Here is a 23,523-nt window from a genome sequence, read left to right as displayed (position 1 = left end):
CTGAACCGGCGGTACGCGCCCCCGCAGATCGAGCGGGCGCCGCGCGAACCGGGCGACCCGGATCGGAGGCGACGGTGACCAGCGCACCGCCCGTGCCCTCGTGGCTGCGGATCGCGTTCCGGCTGCCGGATCGGCTCTACCGCCACGGCCTGGGTTGGGTCCTGGGCCGTCGGTTCCTGCGGCTGACCCACGTGGGGCGGCGCAGCGGGAGGCGCTACACCACCGTTCTGGAGGTGGTGGGCTGCGACCGGCGGACGTCCGGGTACGTGGTCGTGTCGGGGTTCGGCCCGCGCGCGGACTGGCTGCGCAACCTCGACGCCGGAGGGACTGCGGAGATCACCGTCGGCGGGTCGACGTTCGCCGTCGACCACCGCCGGTTGGGCCCGGAGGAGGCCGTTGCGGTGTTCGCCGACTACGAGCGGCGCAACCGGGTGATCGGCCCGATCCTGCGGCGCGTCCTGTCGTGGCTGCTCGGCTGGCGCTACGACGGGTCGGACGAGGCGCGGCGGCGGATGGCCGAGCAGCTCCCGCTGGTGGCCTTCCGCCCGTCGGCGGGTGAACGGCGACACGGGGGAGGGCTGGGGATGACGGATCGGAGTGGGGCCTCGGTCGAAATGTTGACGGCGATCGCGAAGGCGTTCAACGCACACGATCTGGACGCGATCATGGAGTTCTTCGCCGAGGACTGTTCGCTGGACATGCCGAGGGGACCCGAACCCTGGGGCCGGCGGCTCACCGGCAAGTCGGCGGTTCGGGAGGGCCTGGCCACCCGCTTCGCGGGATTGCCCGATGCCCACTACGGCGATGACCGGCACTGGGTCAGCGGCGATCTCGGTGTGTCCGAATGGCTTCTCACCGGCACGACACCCGATGGTCAGCAGGTGCGGGTGCGCGGATGCGACCACTGGGAGTTCCGCGACGGCAAGGTCGTCCGCAAGGACTCGTACTGGAAGATCGTCGATACGTCCGCCTAGCGTCGAACCCTCCCGGACTCGGGAATGGTAAGGCTAACCTTTCCCAATGGGCTCGGAGACGATCACCGGGAGGTCGGTGCTACGCGCATCGGTGACCTCCCAGGGGCGCCACGTCGGTCTCGCGTCGCTGTTTCTCGTCGGCCATCAGGCGGGCGAGGCCCTCGTCCCGGTGCTGGTCGGCGCGGTGATCGACAACGCGGTCACCACGGGCGACGCCGAGGCGCTGGCGCGGTGGCTGCTGCTGCTCGGCCTGGACTTCGCGATGCTCTCTTTCAGCTACCGCTGGGGTGCGCGCCGGTCCTGGCTGGCCGACGTGCGCGCCGACCAGCGGCTGCGGCTCCTGGTGACCGACCGCGTGCTCGACCCGCGGGGCGGGGCCGAGACGGGCCGGCTGCCGGGCAGCCTCGTGGCCATCGCGGTGGCCGACGCCAAGCGCGTCGGGATCGTCAACTTCGCCCTCCCGATGGGGCTGGCGGCGGCGGTGGCGACCGCCGTGGTGGCGGTGGCGCTGCTGCGGATCTCGCTCCCGCTCGGGCTGTTGATCCTGTTCGGCACCCCGCCGCTGCTCGCGCTCGTACACCTGCTGGGCAGGCCGGTGGAACGACGCAGCGGCCCCGAGCAGGAGCGCGGCGCGCAGGCCGCCGGAGTGGCCGCCGATCTCGTCGCCGGGGTCCGGGTGCTCAAGGGCATCGGCGCCGAACCCGCGGCGGTCCGCCGGTACGTCGCCACCAGCCGCGACGCCCTGGCCGCCACCCTGGGTGCGACCCGCGCCCAGGCGGGCTACCAGGGTGCGGTGCTGGCCGCGAACGGGTTGTTCCTGGCCCTGGTGGCGCTGGTCGGCGGGCGGCTCGCGATGCGGGGTGAGATCAGCGTCGGTGGGCTCGTCGCGGCGGTCGGCCTCGCCCAGTACCTGATCGCCCCGCTGCAGATCTTCGGCTGGGTCAACGGCCAGCTCGCGCAGGCCCGCGCCTCGGCCGCCCGCATCGCCGCCGTCCTGTCCGCCCCGGTCGTCGTCGGCGGGGGAACCCGCCCGGCCCCCGCCGACCCGCGCGGCGAGCTGCGGGTGCGCGCCCTCACGCACGGCCCGCTCGATGGGCTGGAGCTGACCGTCCGGCCGGGCGAGCTGCTCGGGGTGGCGGCCGATCCACCCGCCGCCACCGCCCTGCTGCGCTGCCTGGGCCGCGAGGCCGAGCCCGACGGTGGCGCGATCGAGCTCGACGGCGTGCCGCTCGCGGAGTACCCGCCCGCCGCCGCCCGCCGCCTCGTGCTCGTCGCCGCCCACGACGCCGAGCTGTTCGCCGGGACGCTGCGGGAGAACGTGCTGGCCGGTGCGCCACCGGGGCGGGACCCGGCGCCGGCCATGGCCGCCGCGCAGGCCGACCAGGTGGCCGGGGTGCTCCCGGACGGCGTGCACACGGCGATCGCGGAACAGGGGCGTTCGCTCTCCGGCGGTCAGCGGCAACGGGTGGCGCTGGCCAGGGCGCTGGCCGCGGACGCGCCGGTGCTCGTGCTGCACGACCCCACGACGGCCGTCGACGCGGTCACCGAGGCCCGGATCGCGGCCGCGCTGCGCCAGGTCCGCCGTGGCCGCACGACCCTCCTGCTGGCCACCAGCCCGGCCCTGCTGGGCGTCGCCGACCGTGTGGTCGTGCTCGATCGCGGCCGGGTCCGGGCCGAGGGCACGCACCACGAGCTGCTGCACGCCGACGCCGACTACCGCGCGGCGGTGCTCGGATGACCGAACCCACCGCCGGCGCCGGACATCGCGAGCTCCTGCCGGTCGCCTCGGCCCGGGGCACCCGCACCGCGCTGGGCGAGCTGCTGCGCCCGTGCCGGACCACGGCGGCGGCCGCGCTCGGCGCGCTGGCCGCGAGCGCGGCCGTCAGCCTGCTCACCGCGCCGCTGCTGGGACGCATCGTCGACCTCGTCGTGGCGGGCGGGGCGCCCGAGGCCGTCACCGGGCCGGTGCTGGCGCTCGCCGCGGCTGCGCTGGGGCAGGGCGCGGCGGCGGCGCTGGGCATCGCCGCGATCGCGCGGGTCGGCGAGAGCATGCTGGCCACGCTGCGGGAACGGTTCGTCGCCCGGGCGCTCGGCCAGCCACTGGAACGCGTCGAGGCGGCCGGAGCCGGCGACCTGAGCGCGCGGGTCACCTCCGACGTCACGCTCGTCGGCGAGGCCGTCCGGGAGGCGGTGCCGGAGTTCGCCCGCGCGGCGCTCGTCATCGCGCTGACCCTCGTCGGGCTCGCCGTCCTGGACTGGCGGTTCCTGCTCGCCGCGGCGCTCGCGGTCCCGATCCAGGCGCTCACCGCGCGCTGGTACCTGCGCCGATCCGGCCCGCTGTATGCCCGGCAGCGGGTGCTCGGCGGCGCCCAGCACCAGCAGCTGCTCGACACGGTGAGCGGGGTCGCCACGGTGCGGGCGTTCGGGCTGGCCGCCGAGCACCGCGAGCGGGTGCGGCGGCGTTCGCAGGACGTGGTGACGGCGGCGCTGCGCGTGGTGCGGCTGCAGACCGGCTTCTTCGGCCGGCTCAACCTCGCCGAGCTCGTCGGTGCCGCCGCGGTGCTCACCACCGGTTTCGTCCTGGTCCGCACCGGTGCGGTGTCCGTGGGCACGGCGACGGCCGCGGCGCTGTACTTCATCAACCTGTTCAACCCGATCAACCAGGTGCTGTTCCTGCTCGACACCGCGCAGTCGGCGGCCGCGAGTCTGGCCCGGATCGTGGGGGTCGCGCAGCTGCCCGCGGAGCACGGGCCCGAGCGGCCGGCCCGCCCGATCGACGCGTCGGTGCGCGCCAAGGAGCTCGGCTACGGCTATGTGGCGGGCCACGACGTGCTCGACGGGGTGGACCTGGACGTGGCGGCCGGTGAGCAGGTGGTGTTGGTCGGGGGCAGCGGGGCGGGCAAGACGACGCTGGCGAAGCTCGTGGCCGGCGTGCACCGGCCCGGCCGCGGCAGCGTCGACATCGGTGGCGTGCGGCTGTCCGAGCAGGGCCCGGCGGTGCGGCGGGAGACGCTCGCGCTGATCACCCAGGAGGTGCACGTCTTCGCCGGGCCGCTCGCCGACGACCTGCGGCTGGCCCGGCCGGAGGCCACCGACGACGAGCTGCTGGCGGCCCTGCAGACCGTCGGCGCCCGGTCATGGGTCGAGTCGCTGCCGGCGGGACTCGCGACGGTCGTCGGCACCGGGGGGCATCCGCTGACGGTCGTGCAGGCCCAGCAGGTCGCGCTGGCCCGCCTGGTGCTGGCCGACCCACCGCTCGCGATCCTCGACGAGGCGACCGCCGAGGCGGGTAGCGCCGGGTCCCGGGTGCTGGAGGCGGCGGCGCGGCGGGCGCTGGCCGGCCGGACCGCCCTCGTCGTGGCCCACCGGCTGACCCAGGCCGCGACCGCGGACCGGGTGGTGGTGCTCGAGGCGGGCCGGGTGGTCGAGCAGGGCAGCCACGACGAGCTACTGGCCGCGGGCGGCCGGTACGCGCGGCTGTGGGCCGCCTGGCGGGATGCCCGCTGACCCCGCCGGATTCAGGGCGCGGCCGGATCAGGGAGCGGCGGTGAGGTAGCCGCCCATCGTGCGGAAGTACTCCTGCGCGGCGTACTCCCGCCCGTCCTCGGTGCGGACCCGCTCGACGACCAGTCCGGGCTCGCGGCCGGTGCGCGCCCGCGGGCCCGCCACGATCACCACCCCGTCGCCCTCCCGGAAAAAGATCCGCCCCGGGGTGCCGCCGTACGGCCGCTCGGAGACCCGCGCCGACAGGATCCGGAGCACGCGCCCCCGGTGATGGGTGAACGCGTTCGGGTACGGGTCGGACTGCGCGCGCACGAGGTCGGCGATCTCGCGGGCGGGACGGGTCCAGTCGATGCGACTGTCCTCGATGGACCGCTTGTGGAAGAAGCTGGCTCGGGACCGGTCCTGCGGGGTCCAGTCGGTGCGCCCGGAGGCGAGGCGCTCCAGCCCCTCGATCGTGATCGGCCCGAACAGTGCGAGGGTGCGGTGGAACAGGTCGGTCGCGGTGTCCCGGGGTCCCACGGGCACGGACATCTGGGCCACGATGTCGCCCGCGTCCAGCTCGGCGTCCATCAGGTGCGCGGTCACCCCGACCTCGGTCTCGCCGTTGATGATCGCCCAGTTGATCGGGGCGAACCCGGCGTAGGCGGGCAGCAGCGAGTCGTGCACGTTGAGGGTGCCGTAGCGCGGCAGTTCGAACACCTGCGGCGGGATCCAGGTGCGCCAGTTCGTCGCCACGATGACGTCGGGGTCGGCCTCCTTGAGGCGGCTCATCAGCTCCTCGTCGTCGGGCTGGGTGCGCAGCAGGACCGGCAGATCGTGCTGCCGGGCCAGCTCCTCGACCGAGTCGTCCCAGATCCGCTCGTAGGCGTGGTCGCTGGGTGGGTGGGTGACGACGAGGGCCACCTCGTGTCCCGCCTCGAGCAGCGCCGCGAGCGTGCGGTGCCCCCAGGTCTGGTAGCCGAACATGACGACGCGCATCGAGCGGACACCCCTTCCGTGACGGATCGAGCGCACAGTTAAGCGAGCCTTGCCTCACTACACAAGGGGTAGCGATTGTGTCGCTCAGCGGAGCCGTTCTCCGCCATCCGGGCTAGATCGACGGCCCAATCTTAAGTTAGGGTGCCCTCTGCATTGGCAAGGGCAGGCTCATGTTTGATGAGGATTTGACGAGGGGACTGGTATGTCCGTCACCACACGTGCCGCATCGCCGATTCACGACCTGATCGGCGTGGGCTTCGGCCCCTCGAACCTCGCGCTGGCGGTCGCGGTCGCCGAGCAGGAGGCGACGGACGCGGGCACGGTGTCGGCGCTGTTCCTGGAGCGGCAGCCACGGTTCGGCTGGCACCGCGGCATGCTGATCGACGACGCGACGATGCAGGTCTCGTTCCTCAAGGACCTGGTGACCCTGCGCAACCCGGCGAGCCGGTTCAGCTTCCTGTCGTACCTGCACAGCCGCGGGCGGCTCGTCGACTTCATCAACCACAAGAACCTCTTCCCGCTGCGCGTGGAGTTCCACGACTACCTGGAGTGGGCCGCGGCGCAGGTCGACGACCTCGTCGGCTACGGGCAGGAGGTCGTCGGGGTGCGCCCGGTGACGCTGCGCGGGACGGTCGAGGGCTTCGAGGTGATCACCCGCGGTCCCGGCGACCGGCTCACCGGCCACCGCGCCCGCAACGTCGTGTTCGGCCTGGGGCTGCAGCCCAGGCTGCCCGACGGAGTCTCGGCCGGCCCGCGGATCTGGCACAACCGCGACCTGCTCCGCTCGGTCGAGCAGCTCGGTGACGCCCGGCCCGGGCGGTTCGTCGTCGTGGGCGCCGGGCAGAGCGCCGCCGAGGTGACCGCGTTCCTGCACCGGCGCTTCCCGGACGCCCAGGTCTGCTCGGTCTTCGCGCGCTACGGCTACAGCCCGGCCGACGACAGCTCGTTCGCGAACCGGATCTTCGACCCGGAGGCCGTCGACGACTTCTTCGCCGCGCCCGAGCACGTCAAGCAGATGATGCTCGGCTACCACGCCAACACGAACTACTCCGTGGTCGACATCGACCTGATCCAGGACCTCTACCGGCGCGTCTACCGGGAGAAGGTGCTCGGACAGGAGCGGCTGCGGCTGTTCCCGGCCTCCCGGCTGACCTCGGCGGTGGCCGGCGCGGACGGTGTCGCGGTCACCGTCGAGTCGCTCACCACCGGCGAGCTGACCCGGCTCGACGCGGACGTCGTCGTCTACGCGACCGGGTACCGCCCCGCCGACCCGCTGGAGCTGCTCGGTGAGCTCAGGGCTGCCTGCCATCGCGACGAGCAGGGGCGGCTGCGCGTCGAACGCGACTACCGCGTCGCCACCGACGCCGAGGTGCGCGGCGGGATCTACCTGCAGGGCGGCACCGAGCACACCCACGGGCTGTCGTCCTCGCTGCTGTCCAATGCGGCGGTCCGCGCCGCGGAGATCCTGCGCTCGATCGTCGCGAGCCGACGGCGGCCGCTGCCGATGTCGCGCGACTCGCTCACCCCGGCCGTCTGACCCGCCTGCCTGCGCACGGCGGAATGGTCCGCCGGCGTTTCGCCCTGCCCGAAAGGATGCACCATGTTTCCCACCCGAACCGCTCGCCGGGGCCTGGGGGCGGCGCTCGCGCTGCTGCTGGCCCTGGCCCTCGCCGCGTGCGGTGGTGGCGACCCGAAGGCCGACGCCACCGCCACCCCGCGGACCGGGACGTTCCCGGTCACCGTCGAGCACAAGTACGGCAGCACGACAATCCCCGCCCAGCCGCAGCGCATCGTCACCCTGGGGCTGTCCGACCAGGACGCGGTGCTGGCGCTGGGGCGCAAGCCCGTCGGGGCGGTCGCCTGGTTCGGTGAGGAGCCGTTCGGCACATGGCCCTGGGTGCGCACGCTGTGGGGCGACTCGCCGCCCACCGTCGTCGGCGAGCGCGACGAGTACAACATCGAGCAGATCGCCGCGCTGAAGCCCGACCTGATCCTCGCCCAGTACTCGGGGATGTCGCAGGCCCAGTACGACCGGCTCTCCGCGATCGCGCCCGTCGTCGCGCAGCCCAAGGGCTTCGAGGACTACCAGGCGCCGTGGCAGGACATGACGCGCGCGATCGGGCGGGCGCTCGGCCAGGAGCAGCGGGCCGACGAGCTGATCAAGGGCATCGCCGAGCGGTTCGCGACGATCCGCGCCGAGCACCCGGAGTTCGCCGGGATGACCGCCGTGGTGGCCGAGAACTACGAGCCGGGCCAGTACACGGCGTTCTCGCCCAAGGACCCAAAGATGATCTTCATGTCGGAGCTGGGCTTCACGATGCCGCAGGCCCTGCAGCAGTTCATCGGCACGAAGAACCTCATCGACTTCAGCGCCGAGCGGCTCGATCTGCTCGAGGCCGACCGGCTGATGTGGCTGACCGGGGACGCACAGACCGAGCAGCGGATCAAGGCCGACCCGCTCTACCAGCGGCTGCGTGTCGCCGCCGAGCACCGCGACCTGTTCGTCCCCTACGACGAGCCGCCGATCGGCGCGGCCCTGTCGTTCAACACCGTGCTGAGCATCCCCTACGCCGCCGACCAGCTCGTTGCGCAGCTGGCCGCCGCCGGGAAGCAGTAGGAGCCAGGATGGACGGCGTCTCGATCCCGCCCCCCGTCCCGCCCGGCGCCCGGCCGCTGACCGCCGCGCAGGACGGCGTCTGGCGGGCCCACCGGCTCGACCCGGATGCCCGCCGCTACACGATCGCCTGGTCGGTGGAGCTGCGCGGTGCGGTCGACCTCGACCGGCTGGCCGTCGCCGTACGCCGCGCCGTCGCCGAGGCGGGCGCACTGCACGTGCGGGTCGCGGAGCGGGACGGGACGCCCCACCAGCATCCGGTGCCGCCATCCGGCGGGCCCGAGGTGCTCGATCGGTCCGGCGAACCCGACCCGGTCGCCGCCGCCGATGCGCTGATCGGGGCCGACCTGGCGGCGCCGCTGCAGCTGGACCGGCCCCCGCTGCACCGCCACGTGCTGCTGCGGCTGGCCCCGGACCGGGTGCGCTGGTACCAGCGCTACCACCACGTGGTCATCGACGCGCACGGCGTCGCGGCGCTGACCGCGCGGGCAGCCGCGCTGTATCGCGGATCGGGGAGCGACGCGCCGGACTGGTCGCTGGACCGGCTCGTCGCGCACGACCGCGCCTACCGCGGCTCGCCGCGGCACGCCGCCGATCTCGCCCACTGGGCGGCGCTGCTGGCCGACCACCCGCCGCCCGCCCGGCTGGTGCCGCTCACCGACCCCCCGGACCTGCCGCGGCGACGCACCGTGGAGTTCGACGCCGCGGCGACGGCCCGGCTCACGGCTGCGGCCGCGGGGGCCGGGAGCGGACTGTCGCGGCTGCTGGTCGCCGCCGTCGCGGGCTACACCCACCGGGTCACCGGGATGACCGACCTGATCCTCGGGCTGCCGATGGCCGCCCGCGACACCGAGCTGCGCGGGCTACCCGCGATGGCCTCGACGGTGCTGCCGCTGCGGCTGGCGGTGCGGCCCGGGCTCACCGCCCGCGAGCTGCTCGCGGCGGTGGACACCGCGGTCGCTGCGGCGAAGGCGCACGCCCGCATCCCCGGGGAGGAGCTGGCCCGCGAGCTCGGCCTGGCCGGGGGGCTGCGCGAGCTGGTCGGGCCGACCGTCAACGTGCTGCCGTTCGACCGCGACCTGGCGTTCCCGGGCCTCGACGTCGACGTCGTCAACCACGCGCTCGGCCCGGCGCACGACCTGGCCGTTGCGTTCGCGCTGCGCCCCGGCGGCCGGGGGCTGCGCATGCACCTCGACGCCGCCGCCGGCGCGGCCACCCTCGCCGGGCACGAGCGCGGGCTGCGGGCCGTGCTGGACGGGCTCACGGCGGACCCGGACCGGCCGCTGGGCCGCATCGACCTGCTGTCGAAGGCGGAGCGCGCGGACGTCACCGCGTTCGGCGTGGGCGAACCCGCCGCCGTCGAGGACGTGACCTGGACCGCGGCGCTCTCCCGGCAGGCCGCCGCGACCCCGGACGCCGTGGCCCTGGTGGGCGAGGACGAGTCGCTGACCTACGGCGAGCTGGACGCCGCCGCCGACCGGGTGGCGCGGCTGCTGGCCGCCCGCCGGATCGGCACCGAGGACGTCGTCGCGGTCGCGCTGCCGCGCTCGGCCGAGCTGGTCGTCGCCCTGCTCGGGGTGCTCAAGGCCGGCGCGGCCTACCTGCCGCTGGAGCTGGACCACCCCGCCGAGCGGTTGGGTTACCTGGTCGCCGACGCGGGGGCGCGCGCCGTGCTCACGGTCTCCGGCGCGCTCGCCGAGCTGCCGGACGGGCCCGAACCGATCCTGCTCGACTCCGCCGCGGTGCGGGCCGAGCTGGCCGCGCAGCCGCCCGGCCCGCCGCCCGTGCAGATCGAGCTCGACCAGGCGGCCTACGTCATCTACACCTCCGGCTCCACCGGCCGCCCCAAGGGCGTCGTCGTGCCGCACGACGGGATCGGCGCGCTCATCGCGACGGCCGCGCGGCGGCTGGGGGTGGACGCGCGCAGCCGGGTCGTGCAGTTCGCCTCGGTCGGGTTCGACGTCGCCGTGTGGGACCTGGTGATGGCGCTGTGCACGGGGGCCACGGTGGTGCTGGTGCCCGCCGAGCGCCGGGTGGCGGGCCCGGCGCTGACCGACCACCTCGCCGCGCACGGCGCCACCCACATGATCCTGCCGCCGTCGCTGGTCGCGGCGCTGCCGGCCGAGGCCGAACTGCCCGAGGGCGCCGTGCTGGTCGTCGGCACCGAGACCGTGCCCACCGAGCTGATCACGCGCTGGGCGAAGCGGTTGCGGGTGGTCGTCGCGTACGGGCTCACCGAGGCCACCGTGAACTCGACGCTGTGGGCGGCGCAGCCGGGCTGGTCCGGGCCGGTGCCGATCGGGGTCCCCGACCCCGGCACCCGGTGCTACGTGCTCGACGCCGCGCTGCGCCCGGTCGGCGTCGGCGTGGAGGGCGAGCTGTACGTGGGCGGGCGCGGGCTGGCCCGCGGCTACCACGGGCGGGCGGGCCTGACCGCGCAGCGCTTCGTGCCCGACCCGTTCGCCGGGCCGGGGGCGCGGATGTACCGCACCGGGGACCGGGCGCGGTGGAACGTCGACGGGACCCTGGACTTCCTGGGTCGTGCGGACGCCCAGGTGAAGATCCGCGGCCACCGGGTGGAGCCGGGCGAGATCGAGAGCGTGCTGATGGGGCACCCCGATGTCGCCGCGGCGGCGGTGGTGGCGGTCCGCGACCACCGCGGGGTGCTGCGGCTGGCGGCGCACGTGCTCCCGGCCGACCCGCTCGACCCGCCCGACCCGCAGACGCTGCGCGGACACGTCGCCGACCGGCTGCCCGAGCACATGGTCCCGGCCGCGGTCCTGCTGCGCGACGCGCCGCTGCCGCTGACCCCGAACGGCAAGCTCGACCGGGCCGCGCTGCCCGTCCCGGACTGGACGGCGGGCGACTCGCCGGGCGCCGCGGCGTCCACGCCGGTCGAGCGCGTGCTGGCCGGGCTGTTCGCCGAGGTCCTGGCCCTGCCCGCGGTCGGTGTGCGGGACAGCTTCTTCGCGCTCGGCGGCGACAGCATCGCGGCGATGGTGCTGGTGGACCGGGCGCGACGGGCCGGGCTGGAGATCACCGCGCGCGAGGTGTTCACCCACCGCAGCGTCGCCGCGCTGGCCGCGGTGGCCCGCCCGAGCGTCGCGACCACCGCCGAGGTGGTGCCGTTTTCGCTGGCCGAGCCGACGCCCGCGGAACGGGCCCGCTCCGCGGACGTGCTGCCGGTGACCCCGCTGCAGCGGGGGCTCTACGTGCACGCCCGGCTCGACGCCGGGTGCTACACCGCGCAGGTCGCGCTCGACCTCGACGGCGACCTCGACGCGGCCGGGGTGCGCCGGGCCGTCCAGCGGCTGGTGGACCGGCACGACGCGCTGCGCGCCGGGTTCGTCCAGCGCCCCGACGGCCGCGTCGTCCAGGTGATCGCCCGCGCCGCCACGCTGCCGTGGCGCGTCCTCGACCTGCGCGAGCGGCCCGAGCGGGCCGCCGCCCTCGCCGCGCGGGACCGCGAACGGCGCTTCGACCTCGCCCGGCCCCCGCTGCTGCACGCCACCCTGCTGCGGCTCGACACGACCCGGTATCGGCTGCTGCTCACCATCCACCACATCGTGATCGACGGCTGGTCGGTCGCCGTGCTGGTGCGTGAGCTGCTGTCCGGGCTCGACGCCGCCGCCGCGCTGCCGCCGGTGCCGCCGCTGGCGGCGCACCACGGCTGGCTGGCCGCCCGCGACCGCGCGGCGGCGCGGATCGCGTGGCGCGCTGCGCTGGCCGGGCGTGACGGGCCGGGTCGGCTGGTCCCGGCCACCGGCGGCGGCGCGGACGGCCCGGCCGAGCACCGGCTGCGGCTCTCGGCCGAGCTCTCGGCCGGGCTGCGCGCGCTGGCCCGGACCCACGGGCTCACCCTGGGCACCGTCGTCACCGGGGCGTGGGGGCTGCTGCACGGGCGGCGCACCGGCAGCAAGGATGTGCTGTTCGGTACCGCGACGTCGGGCCGGGACGGTGCCGGCGACGGGATCGACGCGATGGTCGGGCTGTTCGTCACCACGGTCCCGGTGCGACTGCGCTGGGATCCGGCCGAACCGCTGCGGGCGGTGCTCGCCCGGCTGCAGGACGAGCAGGCCGCGCTGCTGGAGCACCACCACCTCGGGGCGGGCGAGATCGCCCGGGCCGCCGGGTTGGACGCCGGTGAGGAGCTGTTCGACACGCTCGTCGTGCTGGAGAACCAGCCGGCCCCCACCCCCGATCCACGGCTGCGCGCACTGGAGGTGCGCGACACCACCCACTACCCGCTGACCCTGACCGTGCTGCCGGGTGCGCGCCTGGAACTGCGCCTGGAACACGATCCGGCCCGGCTCGACGCCGCCGCCGTGGCGGGCCTGGCCGACCAGCTCGTCCGCCTGCTCACCGCGCTCGCCACCGCCCCGGACACGCCGGTCGCGACGGTCGACCTGGTCGGCGACGTCCCGGCGCTCGCCGGGCCGGTGCAGCCGGTGCCGGACGCGACGCTCGCGGAGCTGGTCGCCGCGCAGGCCGCCCGGACCCCGGAGGCGACCGCGGTCATCGCCGGGGACCTCGAGCTGCGCTACGCCGAGCTGGACCGGCGGGCCGCGGCGCTGGCCGAGCGGCTGCGCGCCACCGGGATCGGCGCCGAGGACGTCGTCGCCGTCGAGCTGCCGCGCTGTGCGGAGCTGATCGTGGCGCTGCTCGGGGTGCTGCGGGCCGGTGCGGCGTACCTGCCGCTGGACCCGGACTGGCCGGCGCCGCGCCGGGAGCTGATGCTGGCCGACTCCCGTGCGCGGGCGCGGCTGTTCCCCGCGGACCCGGGCGGGATCGGGCTGGCGGTGCTGCGGCCCGGCCCTCGACCGGCCACCGCAGCACCCGACCCCGACCCCGACCCGGACCCCGACACTGCCGCGTACCTGATCTACACCTCCGGCTCCACCGGGCGCCCCAAGGGCGTCGTGGTCACCCACCGCGCGATCGTCAACCAGATCGTCTGGTCGCAGGGCGAGTTCGGGCTCGGCCCGGACGACCGGATGCTGCAGCTCGCGTCGCCGAGCTTCGACACCTCGGTGTGGGAGATCTTCTGGCCGCTCGCGGCCGGGGCGGCCGTCGTGCTGCCCGAGCCCGGGGCGCACGCCGACCCGGTGCGGCTGGCCGCCGAGATCCGCCGCCGCGCGGTCACCGTCGTGACGTTCGTGCCGTCGCTGGTCGAGGGTTTCCTGCACACCGCCGAGCTGGCGGCCGACCCGGGCTGGGCGGCGAGCCTGCGCTGGGCCTCGTGCGGCGGGGAGGCGCTCACCGCCGATCTCGCGGCGCGGTGGCGGGCACTCACCGGGGTGCCGCTGGACAACTTCTACGGCCCCACCGAGGCCGCCGTGCAGGTCACCTACCGGGCGGGGGACAGCGCGGACGGCGCGGCGAGCGGGGCCGTCCCGATCGGCGACCCGGTCACCAACACGGCGGTGCACGTGTTGGACTCCTGCCTGCGTCCGGTGCCGCCGGGCACGGTCGGCGAGCTGTACCTCGGCGGCGTCCAGCTCGCCCGCGGCTACCACGGCCGCCCGGCGAGCACCGCGGAGCGGTTCGTCGCCGACCCGTACGGGCCCGCCGGGGCCCGCCTGTACCGCACCGGCGACCTGGTGCGCCGCGGCGCCGACGGCACGCTGGTCTACATCGGACGCGCCGACCAGCACGTCAAGCTGCGCGGGCACCGGATCGAGCTGGGCGAGGTCGAGGCCCGGCTGGACCGGGAGGCCGGCGTCGAGCGCTCGGTCGTCGTCGTGCGCACCGACGGCGCGGCGCCCCGGCTGGTCGGCTACGTGGTGCCGGTCGCCGGGACCCGCCCCGATCCGGCCGGGCTGCGCGCGGCGGTGGCCGCCTCGCTGCCCGCCCCGATGGTGCCCGACGCGATCGTCGTGCTCGACGCGCTGCCGCTCACCCCGAGCGGCAAGGTGGACCGCCGGGCGCTGCCGGCCCCGACCGGGCCGGCCCCGACCGGCACCGGCCCGACGGTCCCGGCCACCCCGGTCGCGGACGATCCGGTCGCGGTGCTCGCCGGGATCGTCGGCGACGTACTCGGGCTCGCCGCGGTCGGCCCGGACGACGACTTCTTCGCCCTCGGCGGCGACAGCATCCTGTCGATCGCCGTCGCGAGCCGGGCCCGCGCCGCCGGGCTGCCGATCGGCCCGCGCGAGGTGTTCACCCACCGCACGCCCGCCGCCATCGCCTCCGGCCTCGTGCGCGCGCCGTCGCGATCCGACGCGCCGTCGGACTCACGGGCGCTCGTGCATCTGCTCCCGGCCGCGCACTGGCTGCGCGAGCACGGTGGGCCGGTCGAGCGGTTCACCCTGCCGATGCTGGTCACCACGCCGCCGGAGGCGGACGCCGGGTCGCTGGCCGCAGTCCTGCAGGCCGTGCTCGACCACCACGACGCGCTGCGTCTGCGGCTGGTCCGCGCGGGCGGGGCCTGGGCCCAGCGCATCGGCCCGCCGGGATCGGTGCGCGCCGCGGACCTGCTGCGCCGGGTCGATGCCGCGGACCTGGACGCCGACGGGCTGCGCGCCGCGATCGCCACCGCGTTCGACGCCGCGCTCGCCCGGCTGGACCCCGACGCCGGGATCATGCTCGCGCCGGTGTGGTTCGACGCGGGCCCGGGACGTCCCGGGCGGCTGCTGCTGGCCGTGCACCACCTCGCCGTCGACGGGGTGAGCTGGCGCATCCTGTTCGAGGACCTGGCGGCCGCGTGGGCGGCCGTCGCCACGGGCCGCCGGCCGCAGCTGCCGCCGGTGGCGACCTCGCTGTCGGAGCACGCCGGCGCGCTCGTCGACGAGGCCGCGGCGCCGCGGCGGCTCGCCGAGCTGGAGCGGTGGGCGGCCACCCTGGCGCCGGGCGGCGAACTGGTGGCGGGCGCACCCGCCGCCGCCGGACCGGTGCGCCGCCTCGAGGTGAGCCTCGAGGCGGCGACCACCGCGGCGCTGCTCACGACGGTCCCGGCCGGGGTGCGCGCCGACCTCACCGACGTGCTGGTGACGGCGCTGCGCGCCGCCGTCTCGCGGTGGCGGGACGGTGCCGGGGAACCGGACGCGGACCTGCTCGTCGATGTCGAGCGGCACGGCCGCGAACCGGTCTCGCCCGGGACCGACCTCGCCCGCACGGTCGGCTGGTTCACCACCGTCGCCCCCGTCCGGCTGGCGGCAGGCAGCGCCCTGAAACAGGTCAAGGAGGCGCTGCGCGCGGCCCCCGACCGGGGGCTCGGCCACGGCCTGCTGCGCTACCTCAACCCGCAGACCGCGCCCGTGCTGGCGGCCGCCCGCGCGCCCCAGGTGCTGCTGCACTACTTCGGGCGCTTCCCCGACCCCGGGCTCGCCGACTGGCTCCCCGCCCCCGAGTCCGACGTGCTCGACGGGCGCGGCGGGCTGGGCCCCTCGCACCTGCTGGAGATCAACGCGGTCGTCGCCGAGACCCCCGCCGGGCCGCGGCTGCGGGCCGCGTGGAGCTTCACCGACCCGCTGCGGGCCGACGCGGCGGCCGCGCTCGCCCAGGGCTGGCTCGCCGCGCTGCGCGAGCTGGCCGCCGACCCGCCCGCCGGGCTCACCCCGTCCGACCTCGACCTGGTGACGCTCACCCAGGACGAGATCGACCGCGTCGAGCGGCTCGCGCCCGCGCGGGTGGCCGACATCTGGCCGCTGTCCCCGCTGCAGGAGGGCATGTTCTTCCATGCCGGCCTGCGGTCCGGGCTCGACGACGGCGACGGGTTCTACACCGGTCAGGACGCCTTCGACCTGCGCGACCGGCTCGACGCCGACCGGCTCGGCCGGGCCGCCGCGGCGCTGCTGGCCCGCCACCCCGGAATGCGGGCCGGGTTCACCGGCGACGGGCTGCGCAGCCCGGTCCAGTTCGTCGCCGCGGACCTGCGGATGCCGCTTCAGGTCGTGGACCTGACCGGGTTGCCGCCCGCCGAACGCGCGGCCCGCGCGGAGGCGCTGCTCGCCGCGGACCGGGCCCGCCCGTTCGAGCTGGACCGGCCGCCGCTGGTCCGGCTGCTGCTGATGCGTCTCGGCGCGCCCGGCGACGACGTGGTGGACCGGCTGGTCGTCAGCCACCACCTGATGCTGTGGGACGGCTGGTCGGCGGGACTGTTCACCGAGCAGCTGTTCACGCTGTACGCCCGCGACGGCGACGACGCCGGCCTGCCCCACCCCGGCACCTACCGCGACCACCTGGCCTGGCTGGCCGCCCAGGACGTCGAGGCGGCCGGCCGGGCGTGGCGCGAGGCCCTGGCCGGGCTGGCCGAGCCGACGCTGGTCGGGCCGGCGGGCCCCGACCCGCAGCCGCCGCGGCGGTTGCGCGCCGAACTGCCCGAGGAGCTCACCGAGGCGCTGCGGGACACCGCCCGCCGCACCGGGCTCACCCTGAACACGCTGCTGTCCACGACCTGGGGGCTGGTGCTGGCCGGCCAGCTCGGCCGCGACGACGTGGTGTTCGGCGCGACGGTCGCGGGCCGCCCCGCCGACGTGCCCGGGGTGGAGAACATCGTCGGGCTGTTCCTCAACACCGTCCCGGTGCGGGTCGGCCTCGACCCCGCCGAACCGGTGCGCGACCTGCTGCGCCGCGTCCAGGACGCGCGCACCGCCCTGCTCGCGCACGAGCACCTCGGGCTGGGTGAGGTGCAGCGCCTCGCCGGGCACGCCCCGCTGTTCGACACGCTGTTCGTGCTGCAGAACTTCACCGACGACGCCGAGCTCGCCGCCGCCCGCGACCGGTTCGGCATCACCGCCTCCCGCACCGAGGACGCCACCCACTTCCCGCTCACCCTGGTCGTCACCCCGGGCCCACGGCTGCGGCTGTTGCTCGTGCACCGGCCCGGCGCGGTCCCACCGGCCCGCGCCCGGGCGGTGCTGGACCGGTTCGTGGTGGTGGCGCGGCGGCTGGTGAACGCACTGGACACCCCGGTCGGCAGGCTCGACCTGCTGCTGCCCGGCGAGCGGGTGGCCGTGCCCGGCACCACCTGCGACGTGCCGGACGCGACGGTCGCGGAGCTGCTCGCCGAGCGGGCCGCGGCGCAGCCCGGCGACCCCGCGCTGGTGTTCCGCGGCACCACGCTGACCTATGCCGAGCTGGACGCCCGGATCAACCGGCTGGCTCGGCTGCTGCTGGACCGCGGCGCGGGCCCGGAGCGGGTCGTGGCGCTCGCGCTGCCCCGCTCGGTCGAGATGGTGGTCGCGCTGTTCGCGGTGCTGCGTACCGGCGCGGCCTACCTGCCGCTGGATCTCGACCATCCGCACGAGCGGCTGGTCGGCGTGGTGACCGACGCCGACCCGGTCTGCGTGCTGACCAGGTCCGGGAGCTGGCCGGACGGCACCGGCACCACGATCGCGGTGGACGACCCGGACGTGGCGGCCGAGCTGGCCGCGCTGCCTGCCGGCCCGCTTACCCCCGCCGAACTGGGCGGTTTCGCCCCCGGCGTCCCCGGCCGGCTCGACCACCCCGCCTACGTCATCTACACCTCCGGGTCCACCGGCCGGCCCAAGGGTGTCGTCACCCCCTACCGGGGCCTGACGAACATGCAGCTCAACCACCGGGCGACGATCTTCGGGCCGACCGTCGAACGGACCGGGGGACGGCGGCTGCGCATCGCGCACACCGTCTCGTTCGCTTTCGACATGTCGTGGGAGGAGCTGCTCTGGCTGGTCGAGGGCCACGAGGTCCACGTCTGCGACGAGCGGCTGCGCCGGGACGCCGAGGCGCTGGTGAGCTACTGCGCCGCGCACCGGATCGACGTGGTCAACGTGACCCCGACCTATGCCGCGGTGCTGGTCGAGGAGGGCCTGCTGGACGGGCCGCACCGCCCGCCGCTGGTGTTGCTCGGCGGCGAGGCGGTGGCGGAGTCGCTGTGGACGCGGCTGCGCGAGACCGACGGGGTGGAGGGCTACAACCTCTACGGCCCCACCGAGTACACGATCAACACCCTGGGTGCGGGCACGTCCGAGTCGGCGACCGCCACGGTCGGACGCCCGATCACCAACACCCGGGCCTCCGTGCTGGACCCACGGCTGCGGCCGGTCCCGCCCGGCACCCCCGGCGAGCTGTACGTCGCCGGGGCCGGTCTGGCCCGCGGCTACCTCGGCCGCCCGGCGCTCACCGCCGAGCGGTTCGTCGCCGACCCGTTCGGCGCCCCCGGCGCGCGGATGTACCGCACCGGCGACCTGGTGCGGTGGAACGACGACGGGCAGCTGGACTTCCTCGGCCGCACCGACGACCAGGTCAAGATCCGCGGCTACCGGGTGGAGCCGGGCGAGATCGCCTCCGTGCTCGCCGAGCACCCCGACATCACCCAGGCCGCGGTCGTCGCCACCGGGTCCGGCGCGTCGGCCCGGCTCGTCGGCTACGTCGTCGCCGCGGGGCCGTCCGGACCCGCGGTACCGGAGGATCTGCGCGCCCACGCCGCCGCCCGGCTGCCCGGCTACATGGTTCCGGCGGCCCTGGTCGCCGTCGATCGGCTGCCGCTGACGGTCAACGGCAAGCTCGACACCCGGGCGCTGCCCGCGCCCGACCCGGCCGCCCCGACCGCCTACCGGGCCCCCCGGACCCGGGCCGAGCAGGTGCTGTGCGCGCTGTACGGGGAGCTGCTCGGGGTGGAGCGGATCGGGCTCGACGACGACTTCTTCGCCCTCGGCGGGCACTCGCTGCTGGCCACCCGGCTGGTCAGCCGGGCCCGCGCGGCGCTGGGCGCCGAGCTGAGCCTGCGCGACCTGTTCGAGGCGCCGACCCCGGCCGAGCTGGCCGGGCGGCTGGTCGGCGGGGGCGAACGCCCGCCGCTGGTCCCGGCCCCGCGCCCGCCGCGCCCGCCGCTGTCGGCGGCGCAGCGGCGGCTGTGGCTGCTCGACCGGCTCGAGGAGGGCTCGACGGCCTACCACTTCCCGCTGGTGCTGCGGCTGCGCGGCGATCTCGACCTCGACGCGCTGGCCGCGGCGCTGGGCGACGTCGCCGCGCGGCACGAGGTGCTGCGCACCGTCATCGGTGAGTATGACGGCGAGCCCTACCAGCGGGTGCTGCCACCGGCCCGGCCGCCGGTGCCGGTCCGAGCGGTGGCGCCCGAGGAGGTGGCCGCCGCCGTGGCCGCCGAGCTGGCCCGCCCGTTCGACCTGGCCGCCGAGCCGCCGCTGCGGGCCGGTGTGCTGCGCGTCGGACCCGCCGAACACGTGCTCGTGCTGCTGCTGCACCACATCGCGACCGACGAGTGGTCGGACCGGCCGTTCCTGCGCGACCTCGCCGCCGCCTACGCCGCCCGCCGCGGCGGTACCGCACCGGAGCCGATGCCGCTGCCCGTGCAGTACGTGGACTACGCCCGCTGGCAGCGCGACCTGCTCGGCGACCCGACCGATCCCGGCAGCCTCGCCGCCCGCCAGCTCGCGTTCTGGGAGCGGGCGCTGTGCGGCGCCCCCGAGGAGCTGGAGCTGCCCACGGACCGGCCGCGTCCGGCCCGGCCCTCGTTCCGCGGCGACGAGCTGGAGCTCGACCTGGACCCGGCGGTCTGCGACGGGCTGCGGCGGATCGGGCGCACCGCACGGGCGAGCATGTTCATGGTGCTGCACGCCGCGGTCGCCGCGCTGGCGCACCGGCTCGGCGCGGGCGAGGACGTCCCGCTCGGCGCCCCGATCGCCGGACGCACCGATCCGGCGCTCGACGATCTCGTCGGGTTCTTCGTCAACACCCTCGTGCTGCGCACCGACCTGTCCGGCGACCCCGGCTTCGCCGAGCTGCTCGACCGGGTCCGGGCGGCCGACCTGGCCGCGTTCGCGCACGCCGATGTGCCGTTCGAGGCGGTCGTGGAGCGGCTCAACCCGGCCCGGTCGGCGGCCCGCACCCCGCTGTTCCAGGTGATGGTCGGCTACCACTGCCGCGGCGGCGACGCCACCGAGCTGGCCGGGCTCGACGTCTCGTGGGAGCCGGTGCCCGCGGGCACCGCCAAGTTCGATCTGGTGTTCGCGTTCACCGAGCACACCGGCGGGCCCGAGGCGGGCCGGATCGGCTGCCGCATCGAGTACGCCACCGACCTGTTCGACCGCGCGAGCGTGCAGCGGCTGGCCGGGCGGTTCTGCACGCTGCTCGCGGCCGTGGTCGCCGACCCGCACGCGCCGCTGAGCGGCATCGACCTGCTCACCCCCGCCGAGCGGGACCGGCTGCTGCACGCGGTGAACGCCACCCACCGGGAGGTGCGGCGGGGTTCGCTGCCGGAGCTGTTCGCCCGTCGGGTCGCCGCGGCACCCGATGCGACGGCCGTCGTCGACGACCACGAGACGGTCACCTACGCCGGGCTCGACGCCCGCGCCGCCCGGATGGCGGCGCTGCTGGCCGGGCGCGGTGTCGGCGCGGGCGACGTGGTCGCGGTGGCGCTGCCGCGCCGCGCCGGGCTGGTCGCCGCGGTGCTGGGCCTGCTGCGGCTCGGCGCGGTGTGGCTGCCGCTGGACCTGGCGCATCCCGCCGAGCGGCTGCGCTACCTGCTGACCGACTCGGCGGCCCGGGTGCTGCTCACCGACACGGGCACCGCCGCGCGGGTGCCGGCCGTGGACGGGGTCGTGACCGTGCTGGCCGACGAGCCCGGGCCGGTCGGCCCGGTTCCCGCCGGCTTCCCCGACCCGGACCGGCCCGCCTACGTCATCTACACCTCCGGCTCCACCGGGCGGCCCAAGGGTGTCGTCGTCCCGCACACCGGGCTGGCGAGCCTTGCCGCCACCGCGGTGGACCGGATGGGGGTGACGGCGGCGAGCCGGGTGCTGCAGTACGCCTCGGTCGGGTTCGACGTCGTGGTGTTCGAGCTGACGATGGCGCTGGCCGAGGGCGCGACGCTGGTGTTCGCCCCCGACGACGTGCGCGTCGCCGGGCCCGCGCTCACCGAGTTCCTTGCCGCGCAACGGATCACGCATATGATCCTGCCGCCGTCGCTGGTGTCGGCCCTGCCGGGGGACTGCGCGTTGCCCGACGGCGCGGTGCTGCTGGTCGGCACCGAGACTGTCCCGCCGGACCTGGTCGGGCGGTGGGCCGGTCGGCTGCGGCTGTTCGGCGCCTACGGCCTGACCGAGGTGACGGTGAACTCGACGCTGTGGCCCGCCGAACCGGGCTGGGACCGCGCGGTGCCGATCGGCTGGCCCGACCCGAACACCACCGTCCACGTGCTCGACGGCGGGCTCGCCCCGGTGCCGCCTGGGGTGGCGGGGGAGCTGTACGTCGGTGGGGACGGGCTGGCCCACGGCTATCTGGGCCGGGCCGGGCTGACCGCGGAGCGGTTCGTGGCCTGCCCGTGGGGCCCACCGGGGGCGCGGATGTACCGCACCGGGGACCGGGCGCGCTGGGGCGCGCACGGGCTGGAGCATCTCGGTCGGGTGGACGGGCAGGTCAAGGTGCGCGGGGTGCGGGTGGAGCCGGGTGAGGTGGAGGCGGCGCTGGCCGGGCATCCCGGCGTCGCGCAGGCCGCCGTGGTGGCCGACCGCGGCGGCGAGAGCGTGCGGCTGGTCGGGTACGTCGTGCCCGCGGGCGGTCCGGTCGATCCGGCCGAGCTGCGTGCCCACGTCGCCGCCCGGCTGCCCGAGCACATGGTGCCCGCGACGGTCGTCGCGCTGGCCGGGCCGCTGCCGCTGACCCCGAACGGCAAGCTGGACCGCCGGGCGCTCCCGGCGCCCGACTGGGGCGCGCTGGCCGGGGACGCGGCGCCCGAGACGCCCGAGCAGGAGGTCCTGGCCGGTCTCGTCGCGGGCGTGCTGGGGCTGCCCCGGGTCGGGATCCGTGACGACTTCTTCGCCCTCGGCGGGCATTCGATGGCCGCGATGCGGCTGGTCGGGCGGATCCGCGGGGCGCTGGGCGCCGAGCTGTCGATCCGCGACGTGTTCGACTCCCCGACGGTCGCCGCGCTGGCCGACCGGCTCGCCGATCGGCGCGCGGCGCCCGCCCGCCCGGCGTTGACCGCGGGCGAGCGGCCCGAGCCGCTGCCGCTCGCCCCCGCGCAGCGGCTGCCGTGGCAGCGGCACCGGCGCCACCGGGCCTGGGACCACGCGCTCACGCTGCGCTCCGACACCGGTTTCGACCGCGCCGCGCTGGCCGCCGCCCTGGGGGATGTGGTGACCCGGCACGAGCCGCTGCGCACCGCCGTGGACGGCGCCGCGCAGCGGCCGGTCGCCCCGCCCGCGCTGGAGCTGGTCGCGGTACCCCGCGGGGAGCTGGATGTCCGGGTCACCGCGCTGGCCGCCGGCGAACCGGACCTGGCCGCGGGGCCGCCGCTGCGGACGGTGCTGCTGGCCGAGGACGGCGGGGCGGAGGTGCTGCTGCTGGCCATGCACCACCTGGGTGTGGACGAGTGGTCGGTGGTGCCGCTGTTCCGCGATCTGCACACCGCCTACGCCGCCCGGCTCGCCGGCCGCGCCCCGGGCTGGGCCCCGCTGCCGGTGTCCTATGCGGACTACACGCGGTGGGCGCACGAGCTGCTCGGCGACCCCGCCGACCCGGGCAGCCGCGCCGCCCGGCAGCTGGGGTTCTGGCGTCGCACGCTGGCCGGGATGCCGGGGGAGCTGGCGCTGCCCGCCGACCGGGCGCGTCCCGCCGAGCCGACCGGGGCGGCGGGCGTCGTCGAGTTCACGATCGACGCCGACCTGCACGCGGGCCTCGACCGGCTCGCCCGGCTCAGCGGCACGAGCCTGTTCATGGTGGTGCAGGCCGGCCTCGCGACGCTGCTCACCGCCCGCGGCGCGGGCGGTGATCTTCCGCTCGGGGTGCAGGTCGCGGGGCGCACCGAGGAGGCGCTGGCCGATCTCGTCGGCTGTTTCGCGGGCACCGTGCTGGTGCGCACCGACACCTCCGGTGACCCGACGTTCGCGGCGCTGCTCACCCGGGTGCGCGAGGCCGATCTGTCGGCGCTGGAGCGCCAGGACGTGCCGCTGCCCGACGTGCTCGCGGTCGCGCCCCCGCGGCCCGCCGGGGTGCCCTGCCCGCAGGTGCTGCTCGTGCACCACGAGCAGGCCCGGCTGGCCGACCTCGCCGGTGGCGCGGGTGTGTTCGGCGCGGTCCCACCGGCCGGCACGGCCACGGACCTCACCGTCGGGCTGTACGAGCCTGCCGGGGACGGGCCCGTCCCGGCGGAGCTGACCTATGCCGCCGAGCTGTTCGACCCCGCGACCGCCGGGCGGCTCGCGGCGGAGCTGCTCGCGGTGCTGGCCGCCGCCGTGGCCGACCCGCACCGCCCGTTGTCCGAGATCACCGATGTTCTGGGGAGGACCCTGTGAGCAACCCGTTCGACGACCCCGACGGCCGGTTCCTGGTGCTGGTCAACGACGAGGACCAGCATTCGCTGTGGCCGGCGTTCGCCGAGGTGCCCGCCGGCTGGCGGCGGGTGTTCGGCGAGGACAGCCGCGACGCCTGCCTGGCCTACGTCGAGCAGCACTGGACCGACCTTCGTCCGCGCAGTCTGCGCGAACGCACCCAGGCCGCGAGCTGAGGAACGTC

General features: G+C 76.2%; 8 protein-coding genes. 7 read left to right on the top strand and 1 reads right to left on the bottom strand.

Going from position 1 to position 23,523, the window contains the following annotated elements:
* Positions 1–74: 74 nt before the first annotated feature.
* Genes ACFQE5_RS04635 through ACFQE5_RS04625 form a run of 3 tightly spaced genes read left to right on the top strand, consistent with a single transcriptional unit; the run spans position 75 to position 4,481 of the window.
* Complete coding sequence (locus ACFQE5_RS04635; RefSeq protein WP_379583120.1) at positions 75–974, top strand: nitroreductase family deazaflavin-dependent oxidoreductase; 900 nt, start codon at positions 75–77, stop codon at positions 972–974.
* A 46-nt stretch (positions 975–1,020) separates the two neighbouring features.
* Positions 1,021–2,712 (top strand): ABC transporter transmembrane domain-containing protein, encoded by a 1,692-nt coding sequence (locus ACFQE5_RS04630; protein ID WP_379583118.1) that lies wholly within the window; start codon positions 1,021–1,023, stop codon positions 2,710–2,712.
* A complete protein-coding gene (locus ACFQE5_RS04625; protein WP_379583116.1) occupies positions 2,709–4,481 on the top strand; it encodes an ABC transporter ATP-binding protein in 1,773 nt (590 codons plus the stop codon). The genes ACFQE5_RS04630 and ACFQE5_RS04625 overlap by 4 nt, the downstream gene beginning before the upstream one ends.
* Positions 4,482–4,508: 27 nt before the next feature.
* On the opposite strand, the gene ACFQE5_RS04620 is transcribed toward ACFQE5_RS04625, so the two are convergent.
* Complete coding sequence (locus ACFQE5_RS04620) at positions 4,509–5,456, bottom strand: methionyl-tRNA formyltransferase (RefSeq protein ID WP_379583114.1); 948 nt, start codon at positions 5,454–5,456, stop codon at positions 4,509–4,511.
* A 202-nt stretch (positions 5,457–5,658) separates the two neighbouring features.
* Between ACFQE5_RS04620 and ACFQE5_RS04615 the strand changes: the two genes are divergently transcribed.
* The 4 genes from ACFQE5_RS04615 to ACFQE5_RS04600 all read left to right on the top strand — a co-directional run bounded on the left by ACFQE5_RS04615 (position 5,659) and on the right by ACFQE5_RS04600 (position 23,515).
* Positions 5,659–6,993 carry a lysine N(6)-hydroxylase/L-ornithine N(5)-oxygenase family protein gene (locus ACFQE5_RS04615; RefSeq protein WP_379583112.1) on the top strand — a complete coding sequence of 445 codons (1,335 nt, stop codon included), beginning with the start codon at positions 5,659–5,661 and terminating at the stop codon, positions 6,991–6,993.
* A 63-nt stretch (positions 6,994–7,056) separates the two neighbouring features.
* A complete protein-coding gene (locus ACFQE5_RS04610) occupies positions 7,057–8,073 on the top strand; it encodes an iron-siderophore ABC transporter substrate-binding protein (RefSeq protein WP_379583110.1) in 1,017 nt (338 codons plus the stop codon).
* 8 nt (positions 8,074–8,081) lie between these two features.
* The gene (locus tag ACFQE5_RS04605) at positions 8,082–23,303 is read left to right on the top strand and encodes an amino acid adenylation domain-containing protein (RefSeq protein WP_379583108.1); all 15,222 of its coding nucleotides are present in this window, start codon (positions 8,082–8,084) and stop codon (positions 23,301–23,303) included.
* Entirely contained in the window at positions 23,300–23,515 is a 216-nt protein-coding gene (locus ACFQE5_RS04600) for an MbtH family protein (protein WP_379583106.1), read from the top strand. The genes ACFQE5_RS04605 and ACFQE5_RS04600 overlap by 4 nt, the downstream gene beginning before the upstream one ends.
* Positions 23,516–23,523 lie beyond the last annotated feature (8 nt).

The organism is Pseudonocardia hispaniensis (genome assembly GCF_042658695.1).
In the GTDB taxonomy this organism is placed as follows: Bacteria; Actinomycetota; Actinomycetes; order Mycobacteriales; family Pseudonocardiaceae; genus Pseudonocardia; species Pseudonocardia hispaniensis.
The sequence above is the reverse complement of the archived record's forward strand: the minus strand, read 5'-3'. Positions and strand labels throughout refer to the sequence as shown.